This window comes from Streptomyces sp. NBC_00012, assembly GCF_045040875.1.
Classification (GTDB): domain Bacteria; phylum Actinomycetota; class Actinomycetes; order Streptomycetales; family Streptomycetaceae; genus Streptomyces.
In genome coordinates this window covers 5,953,706-5,971,120 of the sequence record NZ_CP108309.1, presented here as the reverse complement: position 1 = coordinate 5,971,120, position 17,415 = coordinate 5,953,706, and the positions used below count along the sequence as shown (strand labels likewise).

Below are 17,415 nucleotides of genomic sequence, written 5' to 3'. Positions count from 1 at the left end.
CTGTCGGATGTCGCCTCAGGCGGTGCGGGTACGGCCGCGGCGGGCCCGAATCCACATCCCCGTACCCCCGCCGACGATCACCAGCAGGATCCCGGCCACCAGCCAGGGCAGGGCGAAGAACGAGGCGGTCGCGGACTCGCGGGTCTCGCGGGCGCTCGCGGTCAGCCGGATCTCGCCCCATTCCAGCTGGGGCGCGCCGGCCCACTGCTCGGTCAGCCGGACCTGCTGGCGGGGCAGCAGCTCGGAGGGGATCTTCTTCAGGTCGCGGGCGAGCAGGGTGCGGCCGAAGAGTCCCTCGGCCTTGAGGGCGACCTTGGGGCTGAGGGTGACATTGCCCCGGTTGTGGAGCGTGTACGAGATGACGGCCCGGCTCTTCCCGGTGCCGGGGACCAGCGGCTGGGTGTGCTCGACGCGAATGTCGTCCACGGAGAGGGCGGGCATGGTCGGACCGTTCACCCGCAGATAGATCCGGGCGCCGACCGCCTTCTGGATGCCGACGGCGACGGCACCGGCGTCGGCGGGGTCGATGCGCTCGTCGAGCGCGACGAGCGCGCCGGGGTGGTCGCCCGGCTCGGCGTTCTCGGGGACGGTGATGGTGACCGGGACGGTGACCGAGCCGTGCGGCTTCACGGTGACCCGGTCGCGGCCGGTCCTCGCCCAGGCGCCGACCGAGCGCTGCTTCTCGTCGCGGGTCCGTACGGCGAAGCCCCCGTCGCGGGCGGTGTTGTAGGCGTCGGCGGCGTACAGCCGGAAGGTCTGCGGCCGGTCCGTCTTGTTGGTGACGGTGACCTTGTCGCGGAGCGTGGCGCCCGGGTCGGCCGAGAGGTAGAAGTACGGGCGCTGACCGGCCCGTTCGGTGGCCGGGTAGACCGACCAGCTGCCGTTGTCCGCGGCGCCGGCGACGGGCGCGCCGATCAGCAGGAGGACGCCGGCCAGGAGCAGTACGTAGATGTTGCGCACGGTGCGGAACCCCCGGGTGGTGGTCGGGACGGACGGTCCGGGCGGGTGCGCGCCCGGTCCGCCGGTTGCTCGGGAGCGCTCGGTCAGGTGAGGGTGAGGGTGAGCACGCCGGAGTACGCGCCGGGGGCGGTGTACGCCGGTACGTTCAGTGCGAGCCGGGCGTCGACGGTGAACTCGCCGCCGGTGACGGTCCCGTTCGGCGTGGACGCCAGCGTGGCGCCCGCGCTGCCGACCGACCCCTCGGAACCCGCCGCGCAGGTGCTCGGGCTGCCGGGCTTCGTCGCGCAGACCGGAGTCCAGCCGAGTGCGGACGCGCCGATCGTCGCGCCGCCGGGGCCCTGGAAGTCGGTGACCTTTCCGGTCAGGGACCAGCCCGCGGGGCCACCGCGGTAGTCCTCGACCGTCACCGTCTGCAGGGAGCCGCGGGAGGCGCCGCCCCGCCCGAAGTCGACCGCCGACATCTCGACGGTGTCCCCGGCCTGGAGCATGGAGAGCGTGCCCGCCTTGATGGAGGTGTTGAGCTTCTGGCTGCCGTCCGGGGTCTCGCCGCCGCCACCGGTGACGGTGTAGGCCTGCGGGCCCGCACCCTTGGCCGGGTCCCAGGCGCCGCCCTCGTAGGCGACGATGCCGGTGGTCGCCGGGTCGGCGACGGTGAGCCGGCCGCTGAAGCCGCCCGAGCCGTCCGCCTTCACGGTGGCCGTGTCGGCGGTCTGGGTGTCACCGGCCCGGCCGGCGAGGGTGATGTCCGCGCCCGGGGTGAACTTCGACCCGGTGACGGCGACCTCGTCGCCCGCCTTGCCGGACGCGGCCCCGAGCTGAATGGCACGCTCGTTGACCTGGCCGCCGCCGTCCGTCGCGATGATCGTCTCGGAGACGGGGGCGGGCGGGTCCGTCACGGTGCAGGGCGTGTCCAGCTCCATGATGTAGCTGGTGTGGATGTTGTAGTCGCCGGGCGACAGGGTGATCGAGCCGGGCGCCGTGACCGTGAAGGTGCCGGTCATCGAGAACGACGGGAAGGCGCCCTTGCCGGGTACCGGGTCGTTCTTCTTCGGGCCCGCGACGGTGACGCTCGCGGTCTGCGCACCGCCGACGGTGACCTTGCCGGTCGGTGTCATGATGTCGGCGGGCAGCGCCAGATCGACCGGGTTGCCCGCGGCCGGCTCGACGACGGTGTACGTGACCGTGACCGTGTCGCCCACCTTCGGGGCCGCGTTGTCGACGGTGATCTCGGCCTTCGTCGTCCCGTCGATCGGCGGGATGCCCGCGATGGCCGGCGGGATGCAGTGGGTGGGGAAGTCCACCGGCACCGAGGCGGTGACCATGGCCTGCGCGGGGCCCGCGAGCCCCGCTCCCCCGGCCACGACGAGCGCGCCGACGCCCAGCGCGGCGGCCCAGCGGTGGCGGTGTCCGTGCTGTCTTCGGGCGCCGGATCTTCGCATGCTGATTCTTCGGACGGTCGGACGCATGGAGCCCCCTCCTGCGGATGCGGCGCAGCGGCTCTCCGCGCCGACGGGGGCCCATTGACGGCTCCGGCCCCGAAGAAGTCAATGGGAGCGGAACGCATCGGCTGATGACCCATCAGATGCTGTCAAGATCCGCACCCGGCGTACGGACGCCGGGTGCGGATCCTGCTGCGGGGCCGGGGCGGGTCAGCCCGCCGTCACGCTGACCCGCAGGGTGCCGTCGGGCCCGGCGAGCAGGACGGGGGTGTCCGGGCCGCCCAGGTCCCGAACCGCGGCACGGTCCTCGTCCGACGGGGTCTCGGCCTCGGAGACGACCGCGGCCGCCTCCAGGGAAGTGGCCCCGCTGGCCACGGCCATCGCCACGGCGGTCTGCAGCGCGCTGAGCTTCAGCGACTCCAGCCGTACGGTGCCCGCGACGTACGTACGTCCGGTCTCGTCCCTCACGGCCGCGCCCTCCGGCACGCCGTTGCGGGCGCGGGCGCTGCGCGCCAGCGTGACGATCTTGCGGTCCTCGGGGCCGAGGTCGGTGCTCTCAGTCATGTGCCGAGCATACGAACCGGGCCCGTCCGCCCGCGCACCGCCTACAGCCGGTCGAGCCGGAGCCGGTCCGCCTTCGGCAGCCCCGCCACCACCAGGTCGTAGGAGTCCTCGATCAGCTCGCGGAGCACCCGGTCCGGCACCCCGGACACGGTCACCGTGTTCCAGTGCCGCTTGTTCATGTGCCAGCCGGGCACCACCGCGTCGTACTTCTCCCGCAGCCGCACCGCCTCGTCCGGATCGCACTTCAGGTTCACCGTCAGCGGCCGGGCGTCCAGCGCGCTGAGTGCGAACATCTTGCCGAGCACCTTGAAGACGGAGGTCTCGGGGCCGAACGGGAACTCCTCGGCGCTCGCGTTGAACTCCAGGCAGAACGCCCTCAGCTGCTGCGGTGTCATCCCTCGTCCTCCCCCGGTGCCGCCACGGGCTCCACCAGCACCGTGACGATCTTGTTGCGGCGGCCCGCCGGGGACTCCGCGGTCAGCCGCAGCCGACGGCCGTCCGGCAGTTCGATGACGGCCGACGCCCCGGCGATCGGGACCCGCCCCAGCGCCTTGGCCAGCAGTCCGCCGACGGTCTCCACGTCCTCGTCGTCGTACTCGTCGAGGCCGAACAGCTCCCCGAGGTCGCCGATGTCGAGGCGCGCGGTCACCCGGAAGCAGTCGTTCTCCAACTCCTGGACGGGCGGGAGTTCGCGGTCGTACTCGTCGGTGATCTCGCCGACGATCTCTTCGAGGATGTCCTCGATGGTGACGATGCCCGCCGTGCCGCCGTACTCGTCGATCACGACGGCGACATGGTTGCGTTCCTGCTGCATCTCGCGCAGCAGGTCGCCGGCGTTCTTGGTGTCGGGCACGAAGGAGGCCGGCCGCATCGCGGTGGAGACCAGATCGGCCTCCGATTCGCGGTTGATGTGGGTCTTGCGGACCAGGTCCTTCAGATACACGATGCCGACGATGTCGTCCTCGTTCTCCCCGGTGACCGGGATCCGCGAGAAGCCGGAGCGCAGGGCCAGCGTCAGCGCCTGCCGGATCGTCTTGTAGCGCTCGATGCAGACCAGGTCCGTCCGCGGCACCATGACCTCGCGCACGAGCGTGTCACCGAGCTCGAAGACGGAGTGCACCATGCGGCGCTCCTCGTCCTCGATCAGCGACTCCGCCTCGGCGAGGTCGACCATCGCGCGCAGTTCGGCCTCGCTGGCGAACGGGCCCTTGCGGAACCCCTTGCCCGGGGTCAGCGCGTTGCCGATGAGGATCAGCAGCTGCGGGATCGGGCCCATGACCCGGGCCAGCGGCAGCAGGACGTACGCCGCGGCCGTGGCCGTGTTCAGCGGGTGCTGGCGGCCGATGGTGCGCGGCGACACCCCGATGGCGACGTAGGAGACGAGGACCATCACGCCCATGGCGACGGCCAGCGCCTGCCAGGTCTCCGGGAACTCCTTCAGACAGGCGTACGTGACGAGCACCGCGGCCGACATCTCGCAGGCGACCCGCACCAGCAGGGCGACGTTGAGATAGCGGGTCGGGTCCGCCGCGACCTGTTCCAGCTTCCCGCTGCCGCGCCGCCCGGAGCGGACCGCCTCGGCGGCCCGGAAGCTGGAGACCCGGGCGATGCCCGCCTCCGCGCAGGCCGCCAGCCAGCCGACGACGACCAGCAGCACGGCCCCCAGGACGAGAGGAACGCTCACGAGACGGTGGGAGCAGGCGACGGGCCGGTCAGTCCGTGCTCGGCGCGCCAGCCGTCGACGATCGCGGCCTGGAGCCCGAACATCTCGGCCTTCTCGTCCGGCTCCTCGTGGTCGTACCCGAGGAGATGCAGCACTCCGTGGACCGTGAGGAGCTGGAGCTCCTCGTCCATGGAGTGCCGCGTCTCCGCGTCCTCGCCCTGCTTCTTGGCGACCTCCGGGCAGAGCACGATGTCACCGAGGAGCCCCTGCGGGGGCTCCTCGTCGTCCTTGGCCGGCGGACGCAGCTCGTCCATGGGGAAGGACATGACATCGGTCGGGCCCTCGAGGTCCATCCACTGGATGTGGAGCTGCTCCATGGCGTCGGTGTCCACCACGATCACCGAGAGTTCGGAGAGCGGGTGGATCCGCATCCGCGCGAGCGCGTAGCGGGCGATGTCGAGGATCGCCTGCTCGTCGACCTCGGTTCCGGACTCGTTGTTGACGTCGATCGACATGGTGCGCTGCTACTGCTTCCCGTTGTGGCTGTCTCGGTTGTCGTACTTCTCGTACGCGTCGACGATACGGCCGACGAGCTTGTGCCGGACGACATCCTGGGAGGTGAGCCGGGAGAAGTGCACGTCCTCGACGCCGTCCAGGATCTCCTGGACCTGGCGCAGACCGCTCTTGGTGCCGTTCGGCAGGTCGACCTGGGTGACGTCACCGGTGATGACGATCTTCGAGTCGAAGCCGAGCCGGGTCAGGAACATCTTCATCTGCTCGGCGCTGGTGTTCTGCGCCTCGTCGAGGATGATGAAGGCGTCATTGAGGGTCCTGCCCCTCATGTACGCCAGCGGCGCCACCTCGATCGTGCCCGCCGCCATCAGCCGCGGGATCGAGTCGGGGTCGAGCATGTCGTGCAGCGCGTCGTAGAGCGGGCGCAGGTACGGGTCGATCTTCTCGTAGAGCGTGCCGGGCAGGAAGCCGAGCCGCTCGCCCGCCTCGACGGCGGGCCGGGTCAGGATGATCCGGTTGACCTGCTTGGACTGCAGGGCCTGGACGGCCTTCGCCATGGCGAGATAGGTCTTGCCGGTACCGGCGGGGCCGATGCCGAAGACGATCGTGTGCTTGTCGATCGCGTCGACGTACCGCTTCTGGTTGAGCGTCTTGGGGCGGATCGTGCGACCGCGGCTGGAGAGGATGTTCTGCGTGAGCACCTCGGCCGGGGTCTCCTGGCCGTCCCCCTCGCCGCTCTCCGCCGCCTTGAGCATGGCGATCGAGCGTTCCACTGCGTCCTCCGTCATCGGCTGACCGGTGCGGAGCACCAGCATCATCTGGTCGAACAGGCGCTGGATCAGCGCGACTTCGGTCGCGTCTCCGGCGGCGCTGACCTCGTTTCCCCGGACGTGGATGTCGGCCGCCGGGAAGGCCGTCTCGATCACGCGCAACAAGGAGTCGCTCGAGCCCAGAACGGTCACCATCGGATGGTTGGCAGGGACGGTGAAGTGGGCTCGCGCCTGCCTCGGCGCAGGGGTCTGGGCTGTGGGTGTCTGAGTCATGGGCCGGCTCTGTGGCCTGCACATACCTCCCGTTGCAAGGTCCTCGCCGATCGACAACCTCTCGGATTACCAAGCCTACGACTCCGCACCGACAACACCGAGGTTTTTTTCGCACAGGCTCACGAGCGGGCGGGCGGGCCCGCCGGTCAGGCGGGGTGGCGGAAGCCGATCGTCGGGACCGCCCGGCGCAGCGGCCAGGGCCGGGATGCGGCGGGCAGCAGTTCGTCCAGGAAGGCGTACCGCTGGAGCGCGGCGGGGTCCTGGTCGGTGAGGGTGCGGATCTGCTGCCACCAGGCGGCGATCTCCGCCCAGCCCGGCGCCGACAGCGATCCGCCGAACTCCTGGACCGAGAGCGCCGCGGTCAGTCCGGCGAAGGCCAGCCGGTCGGCCAGCGGCCAGTCCGCGAGGGTTCCGGTGACGAATCCGGCGACGAAGACGTCGCCCGCGCCGGTCGGGTCGAGCGCCTCTACCTCGATCGCGGGCACCTCGGCGCTCTCCCCGGTCGCCGAGTCCACCGCGTAGGCGCCCTCCGCGCCCAGGGTGACCACGGCGAGCGGCACGCGCTCGGCCAGGGCGTGGGCGGCGGCGCGCGGGCAGTCGGTGCGGGTGTAGCGCATCGCCTCCTCGGCGTTGGGCAGGAAGGCCTGGCAGTGCTCCAGGTCGGTGAGGGCGTCCAGGTCCCAGCGGCCGGTCTCGTCCCAGCCGACGTCGGCGAAGATCCGGGCGCCGTTGCGGGCCGCGGTGGCGACCCAGGCATCGCTGCGGCCGGGGGCGAGCGAGGCGACGGCGGCCCGGGCGCGGGGCGGGCAGCACGGGAACGCGGGTTCCCCGGCGGGGACCGCGGGGCCGGGGGCCTCGTGGCCGTGCGAGACCATCGTCCGCTCGCCCTCGTACGCCATCGAGACGGTCACCGGCGAGTGCCAGCCGGGGACGGTGTGCGACATGGACAGGTCGATGCCCTCGCCCTGTTCCAGGGCGTCCCAGCAGTACTCCCCGTAGTGGTCGTCCCCGAACGCGGCGGCCAGCGAGGTGTGCAGCCCCAGTCTCGCCAGGGCGGTCGCCATGTTGGCGACCCCGCCGGGGCTGGAGCCCATGCCGCGCGCCCAGGACTCGGTGCCGCGCACCGGGGCGCTGTCGAGGCCGGTGAAGATGATGTCGAGGAAGACCGTGCCGGTGAGGAAGACGTCGCAGGCCGGGTCCTGCGGGGCGCGCAGCCCGTCCAGTGGGTCGATGCCTGGAATGTCCGTACTCACCTTGCACTCCCCGGTCGTGGCAGATCTGGCCAGTGTGCCCGATTCGCCGCCGTATCCGGAGAGTGCGCGCCGCCTGTCAACCAGGGCCCGTTCCGACGCCTCATACATGTGCTCCGACCTGCACAAACATGCGCTGCTACCCGGACCCTCGGAAGGTAAACCAACATGTGACCCAGATCACATCGAGGCGGCTTTCGGTCGACTGGCCGCAGTTGATACAAATTGGCCCGCGAGCCCCGTCGGTGACAGTTGCCGAAGAGTGGCGCGAATTCCCCGTATTTCCCGCATTGCCCTCCCCTGCCTTCTCTGCCTGTCTCAGGCATGTCTTCAGGAACGCCCATGTCCTCGCGCCCTCGCGCCGCGTGGCCCCTGGTCGCCGTGTTCACCGCCGGTTACCTCGCCGCCTATCTGCTCCCCACCATCGTCGGGCGGCTCTCCGTCCATCTCGGCCTCAGTACGGCGCAGGCCGGCCTGGTCGGCAGTGCCCTGCTGCTGAGTTCGGCGACCGCCGGATTCACGCTGGCGGGCCGGGTCGAGACGTACGGGCCGCGGCGGCCGGCCCGGATCGGGCTGGTGCTGGCCATGGTGGGGTACGGCTGCGCCGCCCTGGCCGGGTCGGTGCCGCTGGTGGTCATGGGCACGGTGATCGGCGGCTTCGGCTCCGGTACGGCGACCGCGGTGGCCGCCGCGGGCATCGCCGCCCAGCGCGATCCGCACCGGACCTCGTCGCTCGGGCTGCTCAGCGTCTCGGCGACGGCGGGCGCCCTCTATCTGACGATCCCGCACCTCGGCGGCGGCCACCGGCTGCCGTTCGCCTCGATCGCCCTGGTCGCCCTGCTCGTCTGGCCCGCCACCGCACGGCTCGGCGGCGTCACGCCCACCGGCCCCGCCACCCCGGCAGCCGGCCGGCTGCCGCACCGCCGTTCCGGTCTGGTGCTCGCGGGCGGCATGCTCGTCTGGTCGATGGCGCAGAACGCGCTGTGGGGTGTCAGCAGCCGGATCGGGGTGGACCGGGTCGGGCTCTCCGAGGTCACCATCGGCGCGGTGTTCGCCGCCGCGCTCGGTGCGGGTCTGCTCGGGGTGATGGGCGCCGGGATGCTGGGCGCCAGGCTCGGCCGGGCGGTGCCGATCGGTCTGGGCACCGTGATCATCTCGGCGAGCATCGTGCTCAGCTCGTCGGCCGGGAACCTCGGCTCGTTCGCGACCGGCGAGATCCTTTGGAACACCGTCTACCCGGTGGTCCTTTCGTACCTGATCGGCCTCGCCGCCTCACTGGACGTACGCGGCCGCTGGGCGGTCCTCGCGGGCTCCGCCTCGTCCGTCGGGGTGGCCTGCGGACCGGTCCTGGGCAGCGTGCTGTCCGAGCAGGCCGGCTACCCGGCCATGGGCCTGATCCTGGGCGCCGTCACGCTCCTGGTCGCGGCCCCGGTCACGGCCGTCGCCCTGCACACCGGCGGCCGTCCGCTGGTGCCGGGATCGGTGCGCCGCAGGGGCGGCGCCCCGGCCGCGCTGCTCGCCGTCACCACCGGAGCGGTGCCCGGCGCCGTACCCAGGCTGGGCTCGCCCGAGCAGGCCGTCGCGGAGATCAGCCTGCCGGTGCGCCGCAGGCGCCCGGTCAGGGCCGCGTTCCGGACGGCCGGCCCGGCGGGCGGGGCCGGTCAGTCGAACGCGTACGCCTCGACCTCGGACAGATAGCGCGCCCTGCGCTCCTCGTCGTGGTCGAGGAAGGCCGCCTCGAAGGAGTTGCGGGCCAGGGTGCGCAGCCGCTCCTGGTCCAGGGCGAGTGCCTCGCGGACGGCGTGGAAGGTGTCCCCGACGTATCCGCCGAAGTAGGCCGGGTCGTCGGAGTTCACCGTGCAGAGCAGTCCGGCGTCCATCATGGCCCGCAGCGGATGCTCCTCCAGGGTGTCGATGGCGCGCAGCCGTACGTTGGACAGCGGGCAGAGGGTGAGCGGCACCCGGTCCGCGACCAGCCGCTCCACCAGCTCAGGGTCCTCCATGCAGCGCAGTCCGTGGTCGATGCGCTCGACCCCGAGGACGTCCAGCGCCTCCCGGATGTACGCGGGCGGGCCCTCCTCGCCGGCGTGGGCGACCTTGCGGAGCCCGAGGGCCCCGGCAGCCTCGTACACCTCGCGGAACTTGACGGGCGGGTGGCCGACCTCCGCCGAGTCCAGGCCGACCGCGCTGATCCGGTGCAGATACGGCTTCGCCGCCTCCAGCGTCTCCAGCGCCGACTCGGCGGACTCGTCGCGCAGGAAGCACATGATCAGCTGGGTGGAGATGCCGTGCTTCTCCTCGCTGCGGTCCAGCGCCCGGCCGAGCCCCTCGACGACGGTGCCGATCGGGACGCCGCGGGCGGTGTGCGCCTGCGGGTCGAAGAAGATCTCCGCGTGCCGGACGCCCTGCGCCGCGGCGCGGGCGAGGTAGGCGTCGGCGAGCTCCTCGAAGTCCTGCTCGGTCCGCAGCACCGCCATCAGCGCGTAGTACAGGTCGAGGAAGCTCTGCAGGTCGTCGAAGAGGTAGGCGGTGCGCAGCGCCTCGGTGTCCGCGTACGGCAGCTGAACGCCGTTGCGTGCGGCGAGCGCGAAGGCCAGCTCGGGTTCGAGGGTGCCTTCGATGTGGAGGTGGAGTTCGGCTTTGGGGAGGGGCACGGGTTTTTCACGCTCACAGACGGTGGTACTGATGTGTTCCGGCGGTGCGGGGTGGTGCTTCGGTGGCGCCGGGCGATGCTCCGGCGGTGCTTCAGAGGTGCCTGCTGGGCACCGGGACCCGGCCGAGGTCCTGGGCGACGGTCAGTTCGCCCTCGAACCCCGCGGCGCGGGCCTGGGCCTCGAAGGCGGCCGGGTCGTCGTACCGCTGCGAGAAGTGCGTCAGCACGAGGTGCCGCACGCCCGCGTCCCGGGCCACCCGGGCCGCCTGTCCGGCGGTCAGATGGCCGTGGTCGGTGGCGAGCCGTTCGTCCTCGTCGAGGAAGGTCGACTCGATGACCAGCAGGTCGCAGCCCTCGGCGAGCACCAGCACGCCGTCGCAGAGCCTCGTGTCCATGATGAACGCGAACCGCTGGCCGCGCCTGCGCTCGGAGACGTCGTCCAGCGTGACGGAGCCGATGGCGCCCTCGCGCTGGATCCGGCCGACGTCGGGCCCCTTGATGCCGTGCTCGGCCAGTTTCGCGGGCAGTATGCGCCGCCCGTCGGGTTCGACGAGCCGGTAGCCGTACGACTCGACGGGGTGCGAGAGCCGGTGGGTGCTGAGCGTGTACGCGTCGGTGGTGGCGAGCACCCCGTCGGCGGCGACCGGGGCCTCGGTCAGCTCGACGGACTCGCGGTAGGCGGTGGCGTACCGCAGCCGCTCGAAGAAGTGCTGCCCGCTCGCCGGGTAGTGCGCGGTGACCGGGTGCGGGACCTGGTCGAGGTTGATCCGCTGGATCACCCCGGCCAGGCCCAGCGAGTGGTCGCCGTGGAAGTGCGTGACGCAGATCCGGTCGATGTCGTGCGCGGCGACGCCGGCCCGCAGCATCTGGCGCTGGGTGCCCTCACCGGGGTCGAAGAGGATGCCCTCGCCGTCCCAGCGCAGCAGATAGCCGTTGTGGTTGCGGTGTCGGGTCGGGACCTGGCTGGCGGTGCCGAGGACCACGAGTTCGCGTACGGACACGGTGTGCGGGCCGCTCTAGCCGGGGGGCCACTGCAGTCCGCGGCCGCCCAGGACGTGGGCGTGCGCGTGGAAGACGGTCTGGCCGGCGCCGGAGCCGGTGTTGAAGACGACCCGGTAGCCGGTGTCCACGATCTTCTCGTCGATGGCGATCTGCCCGGCCTCGCGCAGTATGTCGGCGGCGACGGCCGGCTCGGCGGCGGCGAGCGCGGCGGCGTCCGGGTGGTGGAGGCGGGGGATGACGAGCACGTGGGTGGGGGCCTGCGGGTTGATGTCCCGGAAGGTGACGGTGGTCTCGGTCTCGCGGACGATCGTTGCCGGGATCTCACCCGAGACGATCTTGCAGAACAGGCAGTCGGGCTGCGGTTCTCCCGCCATGGGGTGGCTCCTCGGTAGGTGGTGACCGTTGTGTTGATCGTTGTACGGCATGGTATCGGGCCGACGATCCAGCCCCTCCGGCGATTGAGGAGCGGGGGTCCGGGGGCGGAGCCCCCGGTTACGGGAAGGGGCGGGCAGGGGCAAGAAGCCCGCCGCAGGCGCACTCCACCCGCACTCCGCCCCGCTCCCCTACGCCTCCGGCAGCCCCGGCAGCTCCGGCGCCCGCTTCGCCGGCGTCCCGGCCAGTGACTCCAGCGCGATCCGGATCGCCTCGTCCAGCTGCGGATCCCGGCCCGCCGCATGGTCCTGCGGCGTCACCACGACCTCGACGTCGGGATCGACCCCATGGTTCTCCACGCCCCAGCCGTAACCCTCGAACCAGAACGCGAACTTGGGCTGGGTGACCGACGTGCCGTCCACCAGCCGGTACTTGCTGTCGATACCGACCACGCCGCCCCAGGTCCGGGTGCCGACGACCGGCCCGATGCGCAGCGCCTTGATCGCGGCGTTCACGATGTCGCCGTCCGAGCCGGAGAACTCGTCGGCCACGGCGACCACGGGGCCGCGCGGCGCGTCCTGCGGGTAGCTGAAGGGCCGCCTGCCGCGCGGCATGTCCCAGCCGACGACGCGGCGGGCGAGCTTCTCCACTATCAGCTGCGAGGTGTGGCCGCCGCGGTTCTCCCGGACGTCCACGACCAGCCCCTCGCGGGCCACCTCGATCCGCAGGTCCCGGTGGAGCTGCGCCCAGCCCGAGCCGACCATGTCGGGGACGTGGAGGTAGCCGAGACGACCGCCGGAGTGCTCGTGCACATAGGCCCGCCGGTCGGCGACCCAGTCGTGGTAGCGCAGCGCCTCCTCGTCGGCGATCGGTACGACGACGACATGGCGGGGGTCACCGCCGTCCACCGGCGAGACGGTCAGCTCGACCGGCTTGTCCGCCGAGCCGGTGAGCAGCGGTCCGGGCCCGGTCACCGGGTCGACCGGGCGGCCGTCGACGGCGATGATCGCGTCCCCGGCGCGCACCGCCACACCGGGCGCGGCGAGCGGGGAGCGGGCCTCCGGGTCGGAGGTCTCGGACGGCAGGATCCGGTCGATCCGCCAACTGCCCTCATCCGTACGGGAGATGTCCGCACCGAGCAGCCCCTGCCGGGTCGAGTCGTCGCCCCATCCGCCGGACGGCCTCACATAGGCGTGCGAGGTGCCGAGCTCCCCCTGCACCTCCCAGAGCAGGTCCATCAGGTCGTCGTGGGTGGCGACCCGCTCCAGCACCGGGCGGTAGCGGTCCAGGACCCCGTCCCAGTCGAGACCGCCCATGTCGGGGCGCCAGTAGTTGTCCCGCATGATGCGCCCGGCCTCGTTGTACATCTGGCGCCATTCGGCGGCCGGTTCGAGGGTCCGCCGGATCCGGGAGAGGTCGACGGTGACGCCGCCGTCGCTGCCGCCGTCGTCGTCATCGGCCGCGACACGGCTGTCGGACGGTACGACGCGCAACTTGCCCCGGGTCTGCATGACCACCCGCTTGCCGTCCCCGCTGACCGCGAAGTCCCTGACACCGGAGGCCAGTTCCTCGCAGCGCAGCTTCTCCAGGTCGTACCGCTCCAGGACCGTCTCGGGCCGCCGGGAGTCGGGGGTGGGTCCGCTCGTACCGAGCACGCCGGTCACCGGGTGGCTCAGCCACAGCAGCCCGTCCTTCACGGCGCGCAGGGTGGAGTAGCTGGCGGCCTCGACGGGCAGCGGCACGATCCGGTCGGCGAGTCCTTCGAGGTCGATCCGGGTGACGGGGAGCGCGGTCGGGTTGTCCTGGTCGCCCTCGCCGCCGCTCCTGTCGGTCGGGCGGCCGTGGCGCTGCGGCCCGAACGGGGAGGGCGTGGTGGCGGCGAGCGTCAGCAGGTGCGGGCGGCAGGCGCCGATGAACGCCAGGTCGAAGACATGGGCGTCGTAGACCGGGTCGAAGGAGCGCTCGGAGAGGAAGGCCAGGTGTTTGCCGTCGCCGGTGAACGCGGGGGCGAAGTCGCGGAAGCGCAGCGGGGTGGCCTCGGTGACCGATAGGTCGGCGAGGTGTGCGAGCTTGAGCTGGCTGAGCGGCTCGGGCCCGGGGTGGGACCAGGCGAGCCAGGAGGAGTCGGGCGAGAAGACGAGGCCGGAGGCTTCGCCGTGCTCGCTGCGGTCCACCTCGTGGACCTCGCCGCTCTCCCGCTCGACGATCAGGATGCGCCCGTCGTGCGCGGCGACGGCGAACCGGCTGCCGTCGGGGGCCGGGGCCAGGTCGAGGACCCGGCCGATACGGCCTGCGGCGAGGCGGCGCGGTACGGCGCCCGGGGCGGTTCCGGTGGCGGGTGCGCACTCCAGGGCATCGTCGCCCTCGGCATCGGTGACCCAGACGGCCTGCTGGTCGCCGTCGGCCTGGAAGGCGCGGGGCAGCCTGGCCCGTACACCCGGTTCGACGGCGAGCGCGCGGGCCGGGCCCTCGCTGTGGGTGACCCAGTGGACGGCGCCGCGCGTCCCGACGGCGCTGCCGCGGCCGGTACGGTCCGGGGACGCGGAGTCGAGATGGCTGCCGGCGTGCACGGGGTGCGGCTGGAGGTCGGCGCGCTGGCCGCCGAGCCGGATGTCGATGCGGCGGGGCGCGTCGCCCCCGAGGCCGTCCAGCAGCCAGAGCTCACCGGCCGAGGCGTAGACGACGCGGGTGCCGTCGGTGGACGCGTGACGGGCGTAGAAGCCCTCGATGCCGGTGTGGCGGCGCAGATCGGAGCCGTCGGGGAGCGAGGAGTAGAGCGCGCCGACGCCTTCGTGGTCGGAGAGGAAGGCGACGCGCTCGCCCACCCACATCGGGCATTCGATGTTCCCGTCGAGGTCGGCGTGCAGCCGTACGAACTCCGCCGGGCCGTCCGCCGGGGACTCCTGCTCGATCCACAACTTGCCCGCCGTGCCGCCCCGGTAGCGCTTCCAGGCGGCGGCCTCGCGCCCCATGGTGACCGAGAGCAGCAGGACCCGGCCGCCGGGCCCGTACGCGAGCGAGCCGACCGGCCCGTACGGCAGGGTCCGGGCGGGTCCGCCGTCGGCCGGGACGGCCCTGGCCCAGGTGCGCCGGAGCGAGGCCTGCCCCTGGGAGCTGATGACCAGCACCTCGCCCTCGGGCGTCCAGCCGTGCACGGCGGTCCGTGCGTCGCCCCAGTGGGTGAGCCGCTGGGAGGGGCCGCCGTCGGCCGGTGCGATGTGCACTTCGGGGGCCCCGTCCCGGGTGGTGGTCCAGGCGACCAGGGTTCCGTCGGGCGATATCCGGGAGCCGGCGACCGGCCGGTTGTCGGCACTGACGCGCCAGGCTCGGCCGCCGTCCAGCGGCGCCAGCCAGACATCGTCCTCGGCGGTGAAGGCGATCGAATCGCCCTGGACATGGGGGTATCGGAGGTAGGCAGACTGCGTCACACCGGTCACCCTAGGTCGCGGTCCAGCTCCGCGTAAGCGGGTTGGCCGGAGTTCGACGGGCCACCGCGGGCGGCCCCGTTCACTTGCCCGCAGGTGTCTCGGTCACCGTCACGGTGACGGTGACCACCGGTCGGACATCCTGGCCGCCGCCGGCCGGCAACGGATTCACCACGTCGGCCGTCGCGGCGGCGTCGCAGTTGCCGAGCACATCCGCCCGGAAGACGGCCTTCCCACCCGTCCTCGCGGTCAGGTCGCCCCGCACGCAGCGCCCGCCGAGCTCCTGGGTCACCTTTCCGGTGAGGGTGATGGGCTCGCCCTTCCCCGACTTGCCGGTGCAGTCGACCTCCGCGATCCGGCGCGCGGAGGCGGCCGGCGAGGCGGCCCCGATCCTCTCCCCGTCGACACCGGCGGTACAGCTCAGCCACCGCACGTCGACCCCGTTGCGTTCCAGTGCGCCGGTGCCGACCCGGTCGGTGGTCACGGCGATGGACGCGGAGTTCAGCCCGCCCTGGGGGTCACAGGCGGAAGCTCCCGCGACCGCCGCGACCACGAGTGCGGACGCGGCCAGAAAGCGCCGTTCTCTTCCCTGACCCCATGCCCTTGATGTCCCCATACGGGCAGCTTCCCACCGTTGCCCCACCGGGCGGTAGACGGCGTGCGGGCCCGGTGCGGATGGCGCCGGAGCGCGCGAGGGGGCTCACGACCAACGACCAGTACGCCCCAGCAGCAGTGCGGCAGCTGCCGTGCCCGCCGTGGAGGTGCGCAGCACGCTCGCGCCGAGCCGGCAGGTCCGGGCGCCCGCCGCGGCGAACGCCGCCAGCTCCTGCGGCGACACCCCGCCCTCGGGACCCACGACGAGCACGATCTCGCCCCGTACGGGGAGCTGGACGGTGGCCAGCGGTTCGCTGTCGTGCCCCCGGTCCTCGTGCAGGACGGCGGCGAAGTCCGCCGCGGCGACAAGGGCGGCCGCCTGCTTGGTCGTCATCGCGTCGGCCACCTCGGGGAAGCGCACCCGGCGGGACTGCTTGCCCGCCTCCCGAGCGGTGTTGCGCCATTTCGCGAGGGACTTCAGGCCGCGGTCGCCCTTCCACTGCGTGATGCAGCGCGACGCCTGCCAGGGCACGATCGCGTCGACGCCGGTCTCCGTCATCGTCTCCACGGCGACCTCGCCTCGGTCGCCCTTGGGCAGGGCCTGGACGACTGTGATGCGGGGAGCGGGCGGGGGCTCCTCCCGGATCCCGGTCAGATCGGTGAGGACGAGCCGGTCCTTGCCCTCGGCGGCCAGGACGACGCCTTCCGCCCAGTGGCCGCACCCGTCGGTGAGCACGACGTCCTCACCGGCGCGCAGCCGCTTCACCGACACGGCGTGCCGGCCCTCGGACCCCTCCAGGACGAACTGGGGCCCGCCGGGGACCTGTTCGACGACGAAGACCGGTGCGGTCACTGCGTACTCCCTGTGCTCACTGCCGTCCGTGCGGCGTCCAGCTCTTCGGCGAGCAGCCTGACCAGCCGGCCGGCCGGCAGCTCGCGTGCCATCCGGTGTCCCTGGCCCGCCCACAGCGCCATGCCCTGCGCGTCCCCGGCCTTCGCCGCCGCCTTGCGCAGCCCGGCGGTCAGATAGTGGACCTGCGGATAGGCGGCGGGGGCGTACGGTCCGTGCTCGCGCATGAACCGGTTGACCAGACCCCGGGCCGGGCGGCCGGAGAACACCCGGGTCAGGGCGGTCCGTACGAACAGCGGGTTGGTCAGCGCCTGCTTGTGCAGCGGGCTCGCCCCCGACTCGGGGCAGACGAGGAACGCCGTACCGAGCTGCGCCGCCTCCGCGCCCGCGGCGAGGACCGCGGCGATCTGGGAGCCGCGCATCAGCCCACCCGTGGCGACGATCGGTATCTGCACGGTCTCGCGGACCTGGGACACCAGTGAGAGCAGCCCGATCCCGGTGCCGTCGGTCTGCGGGTCGTCGCGGTGGGTGGACTGGTGGCCGCCCGCCTCGATGCCCTGGACACAGAGCGCGTCGGCGCCCGCCCACTGGGCGGTCTGGGCCTCCTCGGGCGTGGTGACCGTCACGACGGTGTACGTGCCGACGCCGGCGAACGCGTCCAGGGTGTCGCGGGTCGGGCAGCCGAAGGTGAACGAGACGGCCGGGACCGGGTCGTCCAGGAGGACGGCGAGTTTGGCGTCGTAGTTGTCGTCGCCGCCGGTGTCCGGGTCGCCGAGCGGGGTCTCGTACCAGGCGGCCTCGCCCGCGAGCTGGTGCCGGTACACCTCGACGGCGCTGGGGTCGGCGAGCGCCGGCTGCGGCATGAAGAGGTTGACGCCGAAGGGCTGCCCGGTCAGCCCGCGCAGCTGCTTGATCTCGTTGTACATGCCGTCCGCCGTCTTGTACCCGGCGGCGAGGAAACCGAGCCCGCCCGCTTCGGAGACGGCCGCGACGAGCTGTGGACAGGATGCGCCCCCCGCCATCGGGGCCTGCACGATCGGATACCGGCAGAGATCGGTCAACGCGGATGACATGACCGCATCGTGTC

Annotated in this window: 16 protein-coding genes; 1 reads left to right on the top strand and 15 read right to left on the bottom strand. The window is 72.4% G+C overall.

The genetic code is table 11. From position 1 onward, the window contains the following. Positions 1 to 15: 15 nt before the first annotated feature. From OHA19_RS27375 to OHA19_RS27340, 8 genes are all read right to left on the bottom strand, one after another. Positions 16 to 960 carry a WxL protein peptidoglycan domain-containing protein gene (locus OHA19_RS27375; RefSeq protein ID WP_405712464.1) on the bottom strand — a complete coding sequence of 315 codons (945 nt, stop codon included), beginning with the start codon at positions 958 to 960 and terminating at the stop codon, positions 16 to 18. Between the two features lie 83 nt (positions 961 to 1,043). Then, positions 1,044 to 2,399 carry a beta-xylosidase gene (locus OHA19_RS27370; protein WP_405721428.1) on the bottom strand — a complete coding sequence of 452 codons (1,356 nt, stop codon included), beginning with the start codon at positions 2,397 to 2,399 and terminating at the stop codon, positions 1,044 to 1,046. 210 nt (positions 2,400 to 2,609) lie between these two features. Further along, positions 2,610 to 2,963 carry a cytidine deaminase gene (locus tag OHA19_RS27365; protein ID WP_326765522.1) on the bottom strand — a complete coding sequence of 118 codons (354 nt, stop codon included), beginning with the start codon at positions 2,961 to 2,963 and terminating at the stop codon, positions 2,610 to 2,612. A gap of 41 nt (positions 2,964 to 3,004) precedes the next feature. Beyond that, the gene (locus OHA19_RS27360; protein ID WP_405712466.1) at positions 3,005 to 3,358 is read right to left on the bottom strand and encodes an MmcQ/YjbR family DNA-binding protein; all 354 of its coding nucleotides are present in this window, start codon (positions 3,356 to 3,358) and stop codon (positions 3,005 to 3,007) included. Continuing rightward, positions 3,355 to 4,647 (bottom strand): hemolysin family protein, encoded by a 1,293-nt coding sequence (locus OHA19_RS27355; protein WP_405712468.1) that lies wholly within the window; start codon positions 4,645 to 4,647, stop codon positions 3,355 to 3,357. Before OHA19_RS27355 ends, OHA19_RS27360 begins: the two co-directional genes overlap by 4 nt. Then, positions 4,644 to 5,141 (bottom strand): rRNA maturation RNase YbeY, encoded by a 498-nt coding sequence (ybeY, locus tag OHA19_RS27350; RefSeq protein WP_405712470.1) that lies wholly within the window; start codon positions 5,139 to 5,141, stop codon positions 4,644 to 4,646. Before ybeY ends, OHA19_RS27355 begins: the two co-directional genes overlap by 4 nt. A gap of 9 nt (positions 5,142 to 5,150) precedes the next feature. After that, positions 5,151 to 6,182, bottom strand: coding sequence for a PhoH family protein (locus OHA19_RS27345; RefSeq protein WP_405712472.1), 1,032 nt, complete (start codon positions 6,180 to 6,182; stop codon positions 5,151 to 5,153). Between the two features lie 146 nt (positions 6,183 to 6,328). Then, positions 6,329 to 7,435, bottom strand: a complete 1,107-nt coding sequence (locus OHA19_RS27340; RefSeq protein WP_405752001.1) for a carbohydrate kinase family protein — start codon at positions 7,433 to 7,435, stop codon at positions 6,329 to 6,331. Positions 7,436 to 7,774: 339 nt separating this feature from the next. Between OHA19_RS27340 and OHA19_RS27335 the strand changes: the two genes are divergently transcribed. Continuing rightward, positions 7,775 to 9,130, top strand: coding sequence for an MFS transporter (locus OHA19_RS27335; protein WP_405751999.1), 1,356 nt, complete (start codon positions 7,775 to 7,777; stop codon positions 9,128 to 9,130). On the opposite strand, the gene OHA19_RS27330 is transcribed toward OHA19_RS27335, so the two are convergent. The 7 genes from OHA19_RS27330 to OHA19_RS27300 all read right to left on the bottom strand — a co-directional run bounded on the left by OHA19_RS27330 (position 9,094) and on the right by OHA19_RS27300 (position 17,401). Then, on the bottom strand, positions 9,094 to 10,086 hold the full coding sequence (locus tag OHA19_RS27330) for an adenosine deaminase (protein WP_405751996.1): 993 nt from the start codon (positions 10,084 to 10,086) through the stop codon (positions 9,094 to 9,096). The genes OHA19_RS27335 and OHA19_RS27330 overlap by 37 nt on opposite strands. Positions 10,087 to 10,177: 91 nt before the next feature. After that, positions 10,178 to 11,086, bottom strand: a complete 909-nt coding sequence (locus OHA19_RS27325) for a ribonuclease Z (protein ID WP_405751993.1) — start codon at positions 11,084 to 11,086, stop codon at positions 10,178 to 10,180. A gap of 15 nt (positions 11,087 to 11,101) precedes the next feature. Continuing rightward, positions 11,102 to 11,461 carry a histidine triad nucleotide-binding protein gene (locus OHA19_RS27320; protein WP_405712482.1) on the bottom strand — a complete coding sequence of 120 codons (360 nt, stop codon included), beginning with the start codon at positions 11,459 to 11,461 and terminating at the stop codon, positions 11,102 to 11,104. A gap of 189 nt (positions 11,462 to 11,650) precedes the next feature. After that, positions 11,651 to 14,887, bottom strand: a complete 3,237-nt coding sequence (locus OHA19_RS27315) for a S41 family peptidase (protein WP_405712484.1) — start codon at positions 14,885 to 14,887, stop codon at positions 11,651 to 11,653. 79 nt (positions 14,888 to 14,966) lie between these two features. Next, on the bottom strand, positions 14,967 to 15,500 hold the full coding sequence (locus OHA19_RS27310; RefSeq protein ID WP_405712486.1) for a hypothetical protein: 534 nt from the start codon (positions 15,498 to 15,500) through the stop codon (positions 14,967 to 14,969). A gap of 84 nt (positions 15,501 to 15,584) precedes the next feature. Next, positions 15,585 to 16,331 carry a 16S rRNA (uracil(1498)-N(3))-methyltransferase gene (locus OHA19_RS27305; RefSeq protein WP_405712488.1) on the bottom strand — a complete coding sequence of 249 codons (747 nt, stop codon included), beginning with the start codon at positions 16,329 to 16,331 and terminating at the stop codon, positions 15,585 to 15,587. After that, a complete protein-coding gene (locus OHA19_RS27300; protein WP_405712490.1) occupies positions 16,328 to 17,401 on the bottom strand; it encodes a nitronate monooxygenase in 1,074 nt (357 codons plus the stop codon). The genes OHA19_RS27305 and OHA19_RS27300 overlap by 4 nt, the downstream gene beginning before the upstream one ends. Positions 17,402 to 17,415: the final 14 nt, after the last annotated feature.